This is a genomic window from Blastococcus litoris, assembly GCF_003075095.1.
Lineage (GTDB): Bacteria > Actinomycetota > Actinomycetes > Mycobacteriales > Geodermatophilaceae > Blastococcus_B > Blastococcus_B litoris.
In genome coordinates, this window is record NZ_QCZF01000006.1 from 346,225 (window position 1) to 358,933 (window position 12,709).

The 12,709-nt window shown below is 75.5% G+C and carries 11 protein-coding genes; 4 read left to right on the plus strand and 7 right to left on the minus strand.

Going from position 1 to position 12,709, the window contains the following annotated elements:
• The first annotated feature begins 67 nt into the window (after positions 1-67).
• Both DCS98_RS15260 and DCS98_RS15265 read left to right on the plus strand, forming a co-directional pair.
• Positions 68-493, plus strand: coding sequence for a winged helix-turn-helix transcriptional regulator (locus DCS98_RS15260; RefSeq protein WP_164704585.1), 426 nt, complete (start codon positions 68-70; stop codon positions 491-493).
• A gap of 20 nt (positions 494-513) precedes the next feature.
• Positions 514-858: a thioredoxin family protein gene (locus tag DCS98_RS15265; RefSeq protein ID WP_116452194.1), complete on the plus strand. Its 345-nt coding sequence runs from the start codon at positions 514-516 to the stop codon at positions 856-858.
• A 3-nt stretch (positions 859-861) separates the two neighbouring features.
• Here the strand turns inward: DCS98_RS15265 and DCS98_RS15270 are convergent, their stop codons facing one another.
• Positions 862-2,070, minus strand: a complete 1,209-nt coding sequence (locus DCS98_RS15270; RefSeq protein WP_116452195.1) for a sensor domain-containing phosphodiesterase — start codon at positions 2,068-2,070, stop codon at positions 862-864.
• Between the two features lie 126 nt (positions 2,071-2,196).
• Between DCS98_RS15270 and DCS98_RS15275 the strand changes: the two genes are divergently transcribed.
• Positions 2,197-2,817, plus strand: a complete 621-nt coding sequence (locus DCS98_RS15275; RefSeq protein ID WP_116452196.1) for a dihydrofolate reductase family protein — start codon at positions 2,197-2,199, stop codon at positions 2,815-2,817.
• A gap of 25 nt (positions 2,818-2,842) precedes the next feature.
• Here the strand turns inward: DCS98_RS15275 and DCS98_RS15280 are convergent, their stop codons facing one another.
• From DCS98_RS15280 to DCS98_RS15305, 6 genes are all read right to left on the minus strand, one after another.
• A complete protein-coding gene (locus tag DCS98_RS15280) occupies positions 2,843-3,487 on the minus strand; it encodes an ABC transporter ATP-binding protein (protein WP_116452197.1) in 645 nt (214 codons plus the stop codon).
• Positions 3,484-4,314: an ABC transporter ATP-binding protein gene (locus DCS98_RS15285; protein WP_116452198.1), complete on the minus strand. Its 831-nt coding sequence runs from the start codon at positions 4,312-4,314 to the stop codon at positions 3,484-3,486. The genes DCS98_RS15280 and DCS98_RS15285 overlap by 4 nt, the downstream gene beginning before the upstream one ends.
• Positions 4,304-6,985, minus strand: coding sequence for an FtsX-like permease family protein (locus DCS98_RS15290; protein WP_116452199.1), 2,682 nt, complete (start codon positions 6,983-6,985; stop codon positions 4,304-4,306). Before DCS98_RS15290 ends, DCS98_RS15285 begins: the two co-directional genes overlap by 11 nt.
• A gap of 20 nt (positions 6,986-7,005) precedes the next feature.
• Positions 7,006-9,666: an FtsX-like permease family protein gene (locus tag DCS98_RS15295; RefSeq protein WP_116452200.1), complete on the minus strand. Its 2,661-nt coding sequence runs from the start codon at positions 9,664-9,666 to the stop codon at positions 7,006-7,008.
• Between the two features lie 148 nt (positions 9,667-9,814).
• Positions 9,815-10,474 (minus strand): response regulator transcription factor, encoded by a 660-nt coding sequence (locus DCS98_RS15300; RefSeq protein WP_116452201.1) that lies wholly within the window; start codon positions 10,472-10,474, stop codon positions 9,815-9,817.
• The gene (locus DCS98_RS15305) at positions 10,471-11,613 is read right to left on the minus strand and encodes a sensor histidine kinase (RefSeq protein WP_116452202.1); all 1,143 of its coding nucleotides are present in this window, start codon (positions 11,611-11,613) and stop codon (positions 10,471-10,473) included. The genes DCS98_RS15300 and DCS98_RS15305 overlap by 4 nt, the downstream gene beginning before the upstream one ends.
• A gap of 191 nt (positions 11,614-11,804) precedes the next feature.
• Between DCS98_RS15305 and DCS98_RS15310 the strand changes: the two genes are divergently transcribed.
• Positions 11,805-12,677: an ABC transporter ATP-binding protein gene (locus tag DCS98_RS15310; protein WP_116452203.1), complete on the plus strand. Its 873-nt coding sequence runs from the start codon at positions 11,805-11,807 to the stop codon at positions 12,675-12,677.
• Positions 12,678-12,709 lie beyond the last annotated feature (32 nt).

The window sequence follows — 12,709 nt, forward strand, 5'->3', positions numbered from 1 at the left end:
GCGTCACCGGAGCCCGCCGCCGTGTCGACATTGACGTTGTCTGAGTCCTGAGTCCATACTCAGCACCGTGGACGATGGAGTGGCTCGCGTGCTCGAACTCGTGGGCGACCGCTGGGCCCTGCTGGTCGTCCGCGAGGTGTCCCTGGGGCTCCGCCGCTTCAACGAGCTCGAGGCCGCCACCGCGGCCCCTCGGACGGTCCTGTCCGACCGCCTGCGGCGTCTCGTGGACGCGGGGGTGCTGCAGACCCGGCCCTACCAGGTGCCGGGCAGCCGGTCGCGCACGGAGTACGTGCTGACCGACGCCGGTTACGACCTCGTGCCCGTGCTGTCGGCCATGTCGGACTGGGCGCAGCGCCACCTCGGCGGGGACGCCACCCCCGGCGTGGACTACCGGCACGGTGGCTGCGGTGGCCGGGTCACCGCCCGCCTGCTCTGCGAGTGCGGCGAGCAGACCGCGCCGCGCGAACGGCTCATCGCCGCCGTCAACCGCTGATCCCCCGACAGGAGAGACCCATGGCCGGCACGCTGCCCACCACCTCGGACGCGACCTTCCGCGACGACGTCCTCACCAGCGACCTCCCGGTCCTGGTCGAGTTCACCGCGACCTGGTGCCCGCCCTGCCGCATGCTCGCCCCGGTGCTCGCGCGGATCGCCGCCGACCTGGCCGGCCGGCTGCGGATCGTCGCGATGGATGTCGACGAGAACCCGCTGACCACCCGTGCCTACGGAGTCATGGGCATGCCCACGATGGCCCTGTTCGTCGACGGCGAGGTGGTCACCACCCTGACCGGCGCCCGCCCGCAGGCCGTGATCCTGAAGACGGTCGAGCCGCACCTGGCGGCCGCGGCCGCCCGCTGAACGTCAGGCGGGGACGCGCGGGCGGGGGGTCGCCACGGGGACGCCGTCGGTGAGCGCCCCCACGGGGCCGGGGCGGCCGAAGTGCCACCCCTGGCCGTGGTCCACCCCGGAGACCAGCAGGGCGGCGGCCTCGTCGGCGGTCTCGACGCCCTCGGCCACCACCTCGATCTCGCAACCGTGCGCGAACTCCACCAGCGACCGCACGAGCTTGGCCAGCACCGGGTCGGCGTGCAGGCCGCTGACGATGCTGCGATCGATCTTGATGACGTCGGGGGCGGTGACGACGATGTGGTGCAGGGAGGAGAAGCCGGCGCCGACGTCGTCGATCGCCAGGCGCAGCCCGTCGGAGCGCAGCGGGCCGAGCACGGCCGCGAGGGCGTCGTAGTCCTCGACGCGGTCGTGCTCGGAGAGCTCGAGGAGCACCCGGTCCAGCGGCAGGCGGGCGAGCAGCCGGCGGCACTCCGCGGTGAGCAGGGTGGCGGGGGAGACGTTCATCGAGACGTAGCCGCTGACGGCGTCCAGGTGTGCGGCGGCCCGGTCGAGGGCGAGCAGCTCCAGGCGGTGGCCGAGCCCGACGCCGTGCGCCTGGCCGAAGACGACGTCCGGGGGCATCCCCCATTCCGCGGGGAAGCGGCTCAGCGCCTCGGCGCCGGTCCGCCGGCCGGTCGCGAGCTCGACGATCGGCTGGAGCACGACGGTCGGGCCGCCCGCGGCGAGGACGGGGTCGAGCCGGTCGACGATCTCGGTGCGCTGCTCCTCGGCGCGGAGGCCGGGCTCGATGATGACGGCGGCCGCCGAGGCGAGCACCTCCATCAGCGCCTTGTCCCGCTCGGCGAGCTCCTTGTCCGTGGTGAGGCCGAACGCGCAGAAGGTGCCGTACAGCTCGCCGTCCGACAGCCGGACCGGGGCGGAGACGTAGCTGCGGATCCGCGGGATCTTCGCCGTCGGCAGCGCCATCGCCGCGGGGAAGTCGCGGACGTCGGGGATCACCGCGGGCAGCCGGCCGTCCAGGATGGCCTGGCAGAAGGTCGTCTCCTGGGGCTGCGTGATGCCGTCGCGGAAGATCAGCGGGATCCGGGAGTCGACGACCTCGAGGTGCTGGGTCGTGCCGTCGAGCCGGCTCAGGAACGCCACGCTCATCTGCAGCGACGTGCGCGCGGTCCGCAGCAGGTCCGCGACCTGCTGCTCCGCCTCCGAGCGCTTCCTCCCCACGTCGTCCCCATCGACAGGCCGCGGGACTTCCTGGAGGAAATTCCTCCGCACGTGTCGATCAGACCGGTGCCCGTTCGACGTCCTACCGAGGGGCCGGACCGCGGCCCGCATACCGGAGGAGTCGCCATGCGTCCGCTCGTCGTCACCACGTTCGTCACCCTCGACGGGGTCATGCAGGCCCCCGGAGGAGCCGGGGAGGACCCCTCGGGAGGGTTCTCGCACGAGGGCTGGCTCCCGCCGTTCTTCGACGAGGCGCTGGGGGAGCAGATGAACGACTGGTTCACCGGCGCCCAGGACTTCCTGCTCGGGCGCACGACCTACGAGATCTTCTACGCCTCGTGGCCGCAGATGATCGACGACTCTCCCGTGTCCCAGGGCCTCAACTTCAGGAAGAAGCACGTCGCCTCGCGGACGCTGACCTCGGTGGAGTGGGAGACGGCGGAGCTGCTGCAGGGCGACGTCGCCGACGCCGTCCGGGCGCTCAAGGCCGAGGACGGCGGGGAGCTGCAGGTGCACGGATCGGCCGGGCTGATCCAGACGCTGCTGCGCGAGGACCTCGTCGACGAGCTGCGGCTGGTCGTCTTCCCGGTGACGCTGGGGGAGGGCAAGCGGCTCTTCGGCGAGGGAACGATCCCGCGGTCGTGGCGGCTGACCGCCCACGAGGTGTCCGGCAGCGGCGTGATCATGGCGACCTACCAGCGGGTGGGCGAGGTCGAGCTCGGCTACGTCGGCCCTGAGCGGGCCTGAGCGGCCTTCGTGGCAACGAAGCCCCTCAGTCGTCGACGACCTGGCCGTCGCTGAGGCGGACGACGCGGTCGGCGGCCGCGACCACCACCGGGTCGTGGCTGGCCACCAGCACCCCGGTGCCGGCCGCGGCGTAGACCTCGCGCAGCGTCGTCAGCACGTGGGTGGAGAGCTCCTCGTCCAGCCGGCCGGTCGGCTCGTCCGCGATGAGGAACGACGGCCGGACGACGAGGGCGCGGGCGATCGCGGTCCGCTGCTGCTCCCCCAGCGACACCTCGTCGGGCATGCGGTCGGCCAGGTGCGCCAGCCGCAGCGTCCCGAGTGTGGCCACCGCGGTCTCGCGCGGGTCGGGCGCCCCGGCCAGGCGCGCGGGGAGCGCCACGTTGTCGGCCAGCGACAGCTCGTCGAGCAGGCCGAACCGCTGGGGGACGACGGCGACGGTCGACCAGTCGGCGGCCGCGGGCGTGGGGGCGCCGGGCACCTGCACCGACCCGGCGTCGGGCGTCTCCCAGCCCAGCAGGCAGTTGAGCAGCGTGGTCTTCCCGGAGCCCGAGCGGCCCAGCAGCGCCACCACCTCGCCCGGCCGGACGGCGATGGAGACCCCGCGCAGCGCGTGCACCTGCTCCCGCCCGCGGCGGTAGGTCTTCGACACGTCGGTGGCGGTCAGCGTCATGACGGCTCCCGGAGCACGACGCCGTCCTCGGTGACGTCGATCAGCACGCGGCGGGCGGCGAACCGGGCCAGCGCCTCCTCGGGCAGCTGCACCCGGCCGTCGCCGTCGATGACCGCGAGCCGCCGCCCGGCCACCTCCTCGTGCGCGACCGTGCCCGACCGCAGGTGGATCACCTGGTCGGCGGCCTCCGCGGCGAGCGGGTCGTGCGTGGCCATGACCACGGTGGTGCCGGTGCGGGTCAGCTCCGCCACGGCGCCCAGCAGGTCCGCGGTGGTGCGGCTGTCCAGCTCGCTGGTCGGCTCGTCCGCGACCACCAGCGCCGGCCGGCCGACGACGGCCTGCGCGAACGCCAGCCGCTGCTGCTCCCCGCCGGAGAGCTGGCCGGGCAGGTGGTCGGCGCGGTCGGCGATGCCCAGCAGGTCGAACAGCTCGCCGGTCTCCCGGGCCACCTCGGCCCGGCCGACGCCGCGGAGCTTGCCGGCCATCGCGAGGTGCTCGGCCGCGGTCAGGTGCGGCAGCAGGTTCTGCGGCGGCCGGGGGAACACGTAGCCGATGTGCCGTCGGCGCAGCGCGCGCAGCCGGTGCGCCGACAGCCCGGTGAGCGGGTGGCCGGCGACCTCGGCGCGGCCGGCGGTGGGCCGGTCCTGCGCGGCGAGGATGCGCAGCAGCGAGCTCTTGCCCGACCCCGACGGCCCGGTGATGGCGGTCAGTCGGCCGGCCGGGACGACGGCGTCGACGCCCTTGAGCGCGTGCACCTCGCCGCTGGGCGACCAGTAGATGCGGACCAGTCCTTCGCACACGGCCGCGGGGGTGCCCTCAGGAGGCATCGCGCATCACCTGCCCTCCGGTGGCCCGCCGGGCGGCGCGCCCGACGAGGACGGCGCTGCCGGCAGTCACGACGACGACGCCGGCCAGCACGATCGCGAGGCTGCTCCACGGCACCTGGAACAGCGCGTCGGGGCGCAGCGTGGGCACCGGGTCGAGCACCCGCAGCACCAGCGCCGACGCCGGCAGCGCCACCGCGACGGCGACGAGCGCGGCGACCGCGGCGAGCAGGCCGATCTCCGCGCCGGCCGACGCGTCGGCGGAGCGCCGGCTCATCCCCATGCGGCCCAGCAGCAGTGCCGCCACGGTCCGGCGCCGCTGCTGCGCCATGGCGTGCATGGCCAGGCCCACCAGGCCGAGCGCGCCGGCGGCGAGGGCGACCGCGCGCAGGTAGTCCAGCGACCAGGTCTGCGCCGACAGCTCGGGCCGGTCGGCGAACTCCGCCGCCGTGGTCACGTCCTCCTCGTCGGGCGGCTGGATCCCCGCGGTGGTGAGGCTGTCCAGCACTGCCTGCCGGTCGCCGCGGGCCCACAGCTCCTGGGCGATCACCAGCTCCGGGTCGCGGCCGGCGGCCTCCAGCGCGCTGGCGTAGCGGTCCCGGTCGGCGACGAGCAGCGGCCGGCGCTCGGTCTGGCCGGGGAAGGCGTCGGCCCGGGCGACCACCTCGACCGGCAGGTCGAAGTAGCCGAAGTCCGCGGTGAGCTCGTCGCCGGTGCCCTCGAGGACGCCGTCGGGGAGCTCCCCGGAGAGGATCACCGGCACCCGGTCCCCGTCGTAGCCGCTCAGGGCGGCCATGAGCTCGGCGAGCGGCCGGTCGGCGAGGGCGTCGTTCCAGCGCACGACGCCGGCCACCTCCTCCGGGCGGACGACGAGCACGTTCGCCGTCGTGCCGCCCGGCAGCACCTCCACGCCCGGCTCGACGCCGACCACCATGGCGCCCTCGGGCAGCGGGCCCTCGACCGCACGGGCCCGCGGCAGCTGGACGACGACGTCGCTGCCGGTCGCCACGGACGCCTTCGCCGCGATGGTCCGGTCGGTGGACGACGCCAGCGCGCCCGCGTAGACGACGAGGCCCAGCGACAGCGCCGTCGTCACGACGACGAGGCGGGCGGTGCCCGAGCCGGCCAGCACCCGGCGCGCGGCGAGGTAGCCGCCGGTCGGGAGGCGCCGCAGCCGGGCGTCGGCGCGGGAGCCCAGCCGCGGGAGCAGGGCGGTGACGGCGCCGGCGACGACGACGGTCACCAGGAGCGGGACGGCGAGGGTGAGGACGTCGACCCGGCCGGAGTTCTCGCGGGTCGCCAGCGGCACCACGGTGACGACCGTGACGGCGGTGACGACGGCCAGCCAGGGGATCCGGCCGAGCAGCTGGGCGGCCTGCCCGCGGCCGATCTGGTCCAGCCGGGTGACCAGCGCGGCGGTGACCGCGGCGAGGACGAGCAAGGCGGCCAGCATCCCGAGCCCGAGCGCGACGAGGGCGGCGTCGGTGGCGCCGGCGGGCAGGTCCGACGAGGGGCCGAGCGCCCGGACCAGCAGCCAGCCCGCCGCACCGCCGGCCGCACCGCCCAGGAGCACGGGGAGCACCGATTCGCGGACGACGTCGCCGGCGGCCCGCGCCGGGGAGAGCCCGCGGGCGACGAGGGAGCGCAGTTCGTCGTCCCGGCGGCGCATGCGGTGCCCGGCCCAGGCCCCGACGAGGACGAGCGCGGCGACGCCTCCCCCGATCCCCACCGCCCGCACCGGAGGGGCGAGCAGGTCGACGGTCTCCTCGACCGACTCGAGCGCGTTGGGCAGCCCGGTCCGCACCGCGGCGGTCTCGAACCCGCCTTCCACGATCACGCCCGCGACGGGACCGTCGGGGTTGGTCAGCGCTGCCTGCAGGGCCTCGTAGCGGTCCGCTGCGGTGCGCGCCGCCGAGATGCCCACGGAGTCGTCGAGCGGGATGGCCCAGTTGAGGAACAGGTCCTCGCCGAGCGTGCCCGCGACCGACTGCGCGACCGGCTGGGGGGCGATGATCGCGGCCGGCGGGAAGACCGGGTCGCCGGTCCTGATGTCGCGGGTCGGGAGGAACAGGAAGCCGAGCCCGTCCCAGAACTCCTCCAGCGGCGCGGTCGGCGTGCGGTAGACGCCGCTGACCGGCACCTCGGTGCTCGCGCCGCCCTCGCTCCGGACGGCGACGGTGCTGGCGGCGGTCAGCGAGCCGGTCGGGAGCAGCGCCTCCGGCACGAGCACGCCGTCGTCGGTGACCTCGCCCGCCAGGATCTCGACGTGGTCGGCGGCACCGGGCCGGGACACCACCTGGGCGAGGTCCACGGTCTCCGCGGTCGTCGCGGCGACGGGGTCCTGGAGGATCGTGAGCAGCGACGGCGTCCCGAGGCCGACGTCGCCGGCCGCCTCGATCACCGAGGCGTCGAGCTCGTCCACCTCCGCCACCCGGTCCGCCGTGGGTCCGCCGCGGCCGTTGATCGTCGAGGCGAGGATGGTGGCGCCCAGGGAGACCCGGCTGATCCGGTCCTGCTTCTGCTCCCACGCGCCCTGCTCGGCGGAGGCGACGAACAGGGGTGCCGAGACCAGGGCCGCCGCCAGGACGGCGACCAGCACGGCGAGCCCGAGCGCGGCACCGGGCAACGGCAGCAGCCGGATGCGCGCCCGGCGCAGTGCTCCCGAGGTGGCCATCGGGCGGAACCTACCGCGGGTCACGGCGCACCCCGCATGACCTGACCGGGGTCGCCCGACCGCGCCGCCCGCCCGACCAGCAGGGCGGTGGCGGCGGTCAGGACGGCCACGCCGAGGACGACGGCGGCGACGCTGCCCCACGGCACGGCGAACAGCGGCCCGGGGAGCAGGTCGGGCACCGGGTCGAGCAGCTGCAGGACCAGCGCCGACGCGGGGACGGCCACCGCGACGGCGACCAGCACGCCGAGGCCGGACAGCAACCCGATCTCCAGCGCGGTGGCGGCGTCGAGATCGCGGCGGCGCATGCCCATGCGACGGAGCAGCAGGGCGGCGACGGTGCGGCGGCGCTGCTGGGCCAGCGCGTGCATCGCGATGCCGGTGAGCCCGAGCAGCCCGGCGGCCAGCGCGACCGCCCGCAGGTAGCCGAACGACCACGACTGCGCGCTGAGCTCGGGCCGCGCGGCGAAGTCGCCGGTGGTGCGCACCTGGTCGAGGTCGAACGCGTAGCCGCTGGCCGTCAGCACGTCGAGCAGCCCGGCGTCGTCGCCCCGGGCCCAGAGCTGCCGGTCGAGGACCGTCTCCGGGTCGCGGCCTGCCGCCTCGACGGCGCCGGTGAACCGGTCCCAGTCGGCGATCACCATCGGCGCCCGGCCGGGCTGGCCCGGGAACGCGTGGGCGGTGCCGACGACGTCCACCTGGACCCGGTAGACCCGGCCGAACTCGACCACCAGCTCCGCGCCGACGCCGGCCCCGGCCTCTCCGGCGACGACGACGGGCACCCCGCCACCGTCGTGCCGGGCGAGGGCCGCCATCAGCTCGTCGACGTCCTGGTCGGCGAACGCGGGGTGCCACCGGGTGACCGTCGGGATCTCCTCCGGCCGGACGACGAGCACGTCGGCCTCCTCGCCGGTCGACAGCTGCGCCCGCTGCCCGACGCCGACGATGGTCGTGCCCTCGGGTGGCGGGCCCGCCTCGACGGTCCGGCGCAGCAGCGGGACGACGACGTCGCTGCCGGTACCGACCCCTTGCTTGGCGCCGATGGTGCGGTCGGTCGAGTCGGCCAGCGCGCCCGAGTAGACGATCAGCCCGAGGGCGAGCGCGGTCGTGACGACGACGAGGCGGGCGGCGGCGCGGCCGGTGAGGACCCGCGAGACGGCGAGGAACGGCGCAGGGGCCAGGCGGGCCGGGCGCACCCGCACGCGGGGGAGCGCGGCGGTGAGCGCGCCAGCGACGACGGCGGTGACCAGCAGCGGCAGGACCAGCTGCAGGAGGTCGATGCCGCCGCCGTCGGCCTCGCCGGTGAGCACCGGGACGGCCACGACCACGGTGACGGCGGCGGTGACCGGCAGCCACGGGATGCGCGCGAACAGGGCGTCGGGGCGTCGGGCCGGCGAGTCCAGGCGCGCCACCAGGGCGGTGGTGACGACCGCGACGGCGAGCAGCGCGGCGACGCCGGCGACGGCGAGCGCGACCAGCGCGGCGGGCAACGCGGCGTCCGGGAGCTCCGGGGAGGGGCCGAATGCGCGCACGAGCAGCCACCCCGCCGCACCACCGACCGCCAGCCCGCCGGCCGTGGGCAGGAGCGCCTCCTGCAGCGCTCGGCCGCCGGCCCGGGACGGAGGGAGCCCGCGGGCGAGGAGGGAGCGCAGCTCGTCGTCCCGCCGGCGGACCCGCTGACCGGCCCAGGCGCCGACGAGGACCAGGGCGGCCGCGGCGGCGCCCGACCCGACCGCGCGGACGGGCGGCGCGAGGAGGGCGACGGTCTCGTCGACCCGCTCCAGCGCGTCGGGCAGCTCGGAGTCGGGGGCCGGCCGGTCGAAGCCGAACAGGTTGGTGATGCGGACGGAGGGCGAGCGCGGGGCGACGAGGTCGGCCTGCAGCTGCGCGACCCGGTCGACGGTGCGCCGGGCCTCGTCGACGCCGATCCCGGTCGGCAGCGGCAGGTACCACTCCAGCTCGACGTCCTCCCCGACGGCGTCGGCGGTCGCGAGCACGTCGTCCCGCGGGGCGAAGAGCGCGACGGTGGGGAACTCCGGGTCCTTGGTGCCCGGGTCCGGCGGGGGGATGAAGAGGTTCTCGACGCCGCCCCAGTAGGGGTCGAGGGGTACCGCCGGGTCCTGGTAGATGCCGGTGACGGCCAGGGCGGCGGGGGTGCCCGAGTCGGCGCCGCCGGTCAGGACGTCACCGGGCCGGAGGCCGATCAGCTCGACCAGCCGGCTGTTGGCCAGCAGCCCGGGCGTCCCGGCGACCCGGTCGAGGTGCTCCTCGGCGCCGGTGCGGGAGACCAGCACGAGCCGGGCCGGGCCGGACGGGGTGGTGATGAACAGCGGGTCGCGGAGCCTGGCCTGCGCGAGGGGCCGGGGCAGGTCGAGGGCGACCGCGGCTGCGCCCACGGCGTCGTCCAGCTCGGCGGCGTTGAGCACCCGCCCGTCGATCAGCTCGAGGCCGCCCGGCAGGGAGGAGGAGAAGAAGGTGGCGCCGATGGAGGACTCCGCGTGCCGGGCGCGCTCGTGCTGCCAGGCGCCCTCCTCTGCCGAGCCGGTCATGAGCGGCACGGAGGCCAGGGCCGCGGCGAGCACCGCCACCAGCACGGCAAGGCCGAGAGCTTGCCCAGGCAGCGGGAGGAGCCCGATCCGCAGCCGGCGCAGGACCGGGCGCGCACCGCCTCGGCCCGAGGTCATCGCCGGGAACGTATCGGTGCGCCGCGTTCCGTGGGAGTGCCCGTCCGGGTGGCGTGACCGGACCGATGCCGGCCGCGACCGTGCACTGACCCACCGGAGGTGCGCCCGATGACGTGGGCAAGCGCACGACGTGCCCAGGTGGACGCAGTCATCGCTCCAGCAGGCCGGCCTCGTGCGCCAGGATCGCGGCCTGGGTGCGGTTGGCCAGGTCCAGCTTGGTGAGCAGTCGCGAGACGTAGGTCTTCACCGTCGCCTCGCTGACGAAGAGCTTCTTCGCCAGCTCGGCGTTGGACTCGCCGCTGCCGAGCAGGGTGAGCACCTCGCGCTCGCGGTCGGACAGTTCCCTGATCCTGCGCAATGCCTGGGCCTTGCGTGGCGCCGCCCGCTTGTCGACGAACGATTCGATCAGCGCCGCCGTGACCTTGGGCGACAGCGTCGCGGTGCCGTCGGCGACCGCTCGCACGGCGGCGGCGATCTCGCGGGGCGGGGTGTCCTTGAGCAGGAAGCCGGCCGCTCCGGCGGCCAGTGCCGCGTACACGTACTCGTCGGCGTGGAAGGTCGTGAGGACGGCGACCTGCGGCGGATGCGGTCTGGCGAGGATCTCCCGCGTCGCCTTGAGGCCGTCCATCACCGGCATGCGGATGTCCATGAGGACGACGTCCGGCCGGAGTTCCTCCACCGCGTGCACGCCGGCCAGCCCGTTCGAGGCCTCGCCGACCACGTCGAAGTCGCCCGAGGCCTCGAGCACCGTGCGGAGGCCGAAGCGCACGAGCTCCTCGTCGTCCACCAGGAGCACCGTGATGGTCACGTCGGCAGCACCGCCTCGACGAGGAAGCCGCCGTCCAATCGGGGCTCGGTGCGCAGCGTGCCGTCGAGCGTGCGCACCCGCTCGGCCAGGCCGACCAGTCCGAACCCGCCACCCTGGCGGTTGAACGAGGGCCCGACCGGCGGCCCGTTGACGACGCGGAGGAGCAGGTGGTCGGGCTCGCGGGAGACGACCACGGTCACCTCGGCGCCCGGGGCGTGCTTGCCGGCATTGGTCAGCGCCTCCTGCACGATCCGGTAGGCGGCGCGCGACACGGCGGGCTCGATCGGCGCGTGATCGGGGGCCGGGCAGGTGAGGTCGACGGTCATCCCGGCCGCGCGGCACTCCTTGACCAGGCGCTTGAGGTCCTCGAGTCCGGGCTGGGGCGTGAGCGGCGCTCCGTCGTCCTCACCTGCGCGGAGCACCCCGACCGCCTGCCGCAGCTCGTCGAGGGCCTGGCGGCCGGCGACCTGGACCTGGCAGGCGAGCTGCTCGACCCGGTCGCGGTCGGTCGCGGCCATCTCGATGGCACCCGCCTGCAGGACCATGAGGCTCACGCGGTGGCCGACGGCGTCGTGCATCTCCCGGGCGATGCGGGCCCGCTCGCCGGCGATCGCCTCGCGGGCCAGCAGCTCGCGTTCGGCCTCGGCCCGCTCGGCGCGCTCGGTGAGCGCCGTCATCAGGTCGGCACGGGCCCGCACCCACGCACCGATCGCCCCGGGGAGGAGGACGACGAACGCCACCCCGGCGAGGCCGCCGATGACCTCGCCGAGGGACTGCTCGGTCCAGAACTGGCTGACCGCGACCGAGCCGACCACTCCGGCGACCACCCGCACCCACCAGCGGTCGGTGTACCGGCCGACGGCGTAGGCGCCCAGCGGGATCGCGCCACCGATCGCGGGGGCCACCGCGCCCACGGCGGCGGCCGCGAGGAACGGGATCAGAGGAGCCCGCCGGCGCAGGAAGAGCAGCAGCAGGCTGACCGCGACCGACGCGGCGGCCGCGACGGGGAGGGAGACCTGCGCGGGGCCGGGCGCCCAGGAGACGGCGCTGACGCTCAGCCCGCCGAGGACGGCGAGGAGCACCTCGAACCAGACGCTGCGCGTGGAGAGGCCCGGCCACAGACGCGCGCGGAGCCCCATGGGCAGCAGCGTAGGACGGCGTCCTGCCCGTCCGGGTCGGCCGCGCGATGACTCCGCCGGTCAACTTTCGGATGACAGCCGATCGACCTCTGACCAGCGCATTCGAGGCGTTCGGCTGACGCGGGCGAGGGGGCCGCGGCGGTTCTCTGTGCATCGACACCGGAGCGACCGGGACGGACAGGAGAACCGAGATGATCACGGTCAGCGGACTGACCAAGAAGTACGGCGACCGGACGGTCGTCGACCAGGTGTCCTTCGAGCTGGAGCCGGGCACCGTGACCGGGTTCCTCGGCCCGAACGGCGCCGGCAAGAGCACCACGATGCGGATGATCACCGGCCTGGTCCCGGCGACGTCCGGCGCGGCGCTGATCGACGGCCGCCCCTACACGGCGCTCCCGAACCCGGGAGCGGTCATGGGCACGCTGCTCGACGCGGCGGCGGTGCACCCCGGCCGGACGGGCCGGACGCACCTGCAGCTGATCGCCGCCACGATCGGCGTGCCGGCCCAGCGGGCCGACGAGGTCCTCGAGCTGGTCGACCTCGCCTCCGCGGGCGGACGGCGGATCGGCGGCTACTCGCTCGGCATGCGGCAGCGGCTGGGGATCGCGGCGGCGCTGCTGGCCGACCCGCCGGTGCTGATGTTCGACGAGCCGGCCAACGGCCTGGACCCGGAAGGCATCCGCTGGATGCGCGACCTGCTCCGCGGGCACGCGGCCCGCGGCGGCACGGTGCTCCTCTCCTCGCACCTGCTCGGCGAGGTGGAGCACACCGTCGACCGGCTGCTCGTCATCGGCGCGGGCCGGATCGTCGCCGACGGACCCATCGGAGAGCTGCTGGCCGGCGACGGGACCGCCGTGCGGCCGGCCGAGCCGGTGTCCTTCGAGGCCGAGCTGGCCGCTGCCGGGCTCGAGGTCCAGCACCGGGACGGCGTCCTGGTGGTGCCCGGTGCCTCGCCGGAACGGGTCGGCGCGCTGGCGGCCGCCGGCCGGCACGCGCTGATCGACCTGCGACCGGCGCAGCAGGGCCTCGAGGAGCTCTTCTTCCAGCTCACGGACGCGTCATGACCACCACCACGACCCAGCTCCCCACCACGTCA

Bases quoted from the DNA above. Each gene is read 5' to 3' on its own strand.
- DCS98_RS15265 (WP_116452194.1), top strand. From the start codon at position 514: ATGGCCGGCACGCTGCCCACCACCTCGGACGCGACCTTCCGCGACGAC.
- DCS98_RS15275 (WP_116452196.1), top strand. From the start codon at position 2,197: ATGCGTCCGCTCGTCGTCACCACGTTCGTCACCCTCGACGGGGTCATG.
- DCS98_RS15280 (WP_116452197.1), bottom strand. From the start codon at position 3,487: ATGACGCTGACCGCCACCGACGTGTCGAAGACCTACCGCCGCGGGCGG.
- DCS98_RS15285 (WP_116452198.1), bottom strand. From the start codon at position 4,314: ATGCCTCCTGAGGGCACCCCCGCGGCCGTGTGCGAAGGACTGGTCCGC.
- DCS98_RS15290 (WP_116452199.1), bottom strand. From the start codon at position 6,985: ATGGCCACCTCGGGAGCACTGCGCCGGGCGCGCATCCGGCTGCTGCCG.
- DCS98_RS15295 (WP_116452200.1), bottom strand. From the start codon at position 9,666: ATGACCTCGGGCCGAGGCGGTGCGCGCCCGGTCCTGCGCCGGCTGCGG.
- DCS98_RS15305 (WP_116452202.1), bottom strand. From the start codon at position 11,613: ATGGGGCTCCGCGCGCGTCTGTGGCCGGGCCTCTCCACGCGCAGCGTC.
- DCS98_RS15310 (WP_116452203.1), top strand. From the start codon at position 11,805: ATGATCACGGTCAGCGGACTGACCAAGAAGTACGGCGACCGGACGGTC.